Origin of the sequence: Pseudoalteromonas sp. SR45-5, assembly GCF_014163565.1 — a bacterium.
GTDB lineage: Bacteria > Pseudomonadota > Gammaproteobacteria > Enterobacterales > Alteromonadaceae > Pseudoalteromonas > Pseudoalteromonas distincta.
On sequence record NZ_JACJDN010000546.1, the window covers coordinates 1 to 2,690 of the forward strand.

1 protein-coding gene and 1 pseudogene are annotated in these 2,690 nt (G+C 42.4%); both read right to left on the reverse strand.

Annotation, left to right across the window (positions count from 1 at the left end; translation table 11 throughout):
- Window positions 1–48: 48 nt before the first annotated feature.
- The gene (locus H5072_RS16305; protein ID WP_182694125.1) at window positions 49–2,460 is read right to left on the reverse strand and encodes a glycoside hydrolase family 15 protein; all 2,412 of its coding nucleotides are present in this window, start codon (window positions 2,458–2,460) and stop codon (window positions 49–51) included.
- A 9-nt stretch (window positions 2,461–2,469) separates the two neighbouring features.
- Window positions 2,470–2,690, reverse strand: a pseudogene (locus tag H5072_RS16310) (MFS transporter); the annotation flags it as partial.

The window sequence follows — 2,690 nt, forward strand, 5'->3', positions numbered from 1 at the left end:
GAAAAAAAGTTCCTAATTAGGAACTTTTTTTGTGTGATTTTAAGACAACTAATTAAGTGACTCGCCAACCACTGGATAATAATCCCATACTTGTTTATCACTGAGTGAGCGTACAAGCTTAATGTATTCTGCATGTGTCCATGCAAGTGGCGTTGCTGAGTTTGTGCCCTCGCCTAAAGCATGACCAGCTTTATTTACACCTACACCATCCCATACTTGCTCTGGTAGCATTAGCCCTTTATTGGCAAATTGCTCCAAACCTTTAACATAACTATTTTTAATTTGCGCTTGTTTAGCATCATCAAAGGCGTTGTTTGCGTTAGCTGCTGCTATTTCATAGTGGCCACGTTCACCTGTGAAAAACGGCCATACACGACCACGTTGGCCTGGTGTATTACTGCCACCCTCGGCATAGTTTGTGCCCGTTACTTCATCTTCGCCGTAGCCATCATTACCATAGCGGCGGTAGCCTGCAAATGTGCCGCTGCCGTCGTCAAAGCTAAAGCTGTATTTAACTTGTAGGTTATCTTCTAGTGTTTCGTCATCGTACTCAGGTAGTGTTTTAACGATGCTTTCATCATTTGCACCGCGTACGCCATAGCGTACTAGCTCTAAAAAACCGCCATCTAAAATTTGCTTTTTATTAAACCCTTCGCGGCCATTATTAGCGTTAATTTTAGTGTTTGAGTTTGCATCGGTATCTTGGCCTATACGAATAAAGTATTCGCCATCGCTATTCTCGCCTTTTAAGTTACCTTTAGTGGTAAACATTTGCGATTCAATATCGCTGCTGTATTTTTTAGCTGTATCTAAGTAGCGCTTTGCGTTTGTATCATCGCCACTTAGTGTTGCAATATCACTGGCTGTAATAAGGCCAGCGACTATTGCTGCAGTAGTCGAAGGCGAATAACCGCTTTGCTCTTCCCAACGCTCTTGTTGGGTTGCCGGTGGTGTAATTTGCGTGTCGTTCCATAAAATTTTAGCAAGGCCGCCATCAACCAAAAAATCAGCCGCGGGTTTTAACATTTTTCCGTACCAGCTTTTTAGCTCTTCATCACTAAGTACATTGGCTTTATGTAACTTCCAAGCAAGCATAATAGGCATAGCTGTTTGGTCAAGCTGTACGCCGACCCATTCAAGCTCACCATCTACGTGCGTTTTTTGTAAAAACCAGCCTGTATCGCCTTTATTACCTGGTGTTTTGCTATTTACTTGCACTTTTTCAAGGTATTCAAACGCTGTTTTTGCTGTGGCTGTATCGCCGAGTGCCATAAAGGCCATGGCTACTTGATAAAAGTCGCGCACCCATACTGCTTTATAGCCAGTAGAGCCCTCTTTAGCCGAAACCGTTTCGCCCCATGGATTAGATAGAGAAGCAATTAATGCCCCTGCGTGTGTTTTATCTTCTTGTGCTTTTAGAACCATGGCGCTGGTGTATAAAAGCTTACCGTTATCGGCTGTTTGTTCAATCATTTTATTGAGCGGTTTGAGACTTTGTAGGTAATCTTCCCAGCCTAGCGCTTCACCTTTACCGTTATAGTGATCAAGCACCGCTTGGTACCCTTTTGCTAAGCTTTTTTCGCCTTGCTTTATACTTTGCTGCTGCGTTTTACCAAAACTAAGTGCTAAATCAAAGGTGGTATTCGCGCTTATGTCGCCAAGCTCTGCAAGCAAGCTTACATTACCTGCTGTATCGCCGGTATTTGTGTATTGTGTATTTATAGATTGCGTAGTTTTAAGTGCGTTAATACCATCGCTTTCACCGGTAAAGCCCACTGTTTTATCTTTAAATGAGGTCGCTGATTGAAGTGATAAATAGTTATCGTCTTCCCATGCGACAAGGCCTTGCTCAGTCGTTTTAGCGAAGTCACCTAGCCCGTTATTATTAATATACGGATTAACAGACACATATGCTTTTAGCCCTTCAAGCTCAGTGTTAAATACACTGCGTACAAATAATGTTTGCCCATCTGGGTCAGTAAAAATGTGTTTTTCTAGGCTAAAGCGCCCTTGTTTATCAGTGCTAGTTACTTTGTAGGCAAGCGATAATGGGCGACCTTGTGCATCTTTATGTAAGTAATCAATGGTGACATCTAAATCATCAGCTTCACTAACGGTAAAGTCTTTACCTGTTACTATAAATTGCATGTCTTTTATTTGAGCTTGGTGAATAAGCCCAAACATGGTTTCGGTGATCATACCTTTAGCAATTGAAAACCACACCTTAGATACATCGCCCGTTGCAGCTGAATCACTGTATTGGCCGTTTTGGTATTGCTCGTATGACGTGCCAATACCTGTTTTACCCGCATAAGCCCAAAAAGGCTCTGTGCCTGGGGCGCCTGGTGCTGATGTAACCTGTGCTGTGGTACTTTCGTTAGTTGTGCTTGTGTTTTGAGCGCCGCAAGCGGTTAAACCTAACGTTAAAAGTGAGGCGGTTATAAGGTTATATTTTTTCATTGTGTGTCCTTAATTTGAATTTTTAACGCGCATTACCGCAACGGCAGCGACAACGAACGAGGCTGCACCAATTAACAATGCGTAAATAGGCTGATTAGAAAATACGTGGCGTAAAATGAGCCCTAAAATGCTGGCGGCAAGTAACTGAGGTATAACTATAAAAAAATTAAAAATACCCATGTAAACGCCCATTTTATTACTTGGCAGTGCGTTACTTAGCATGGCGTAAG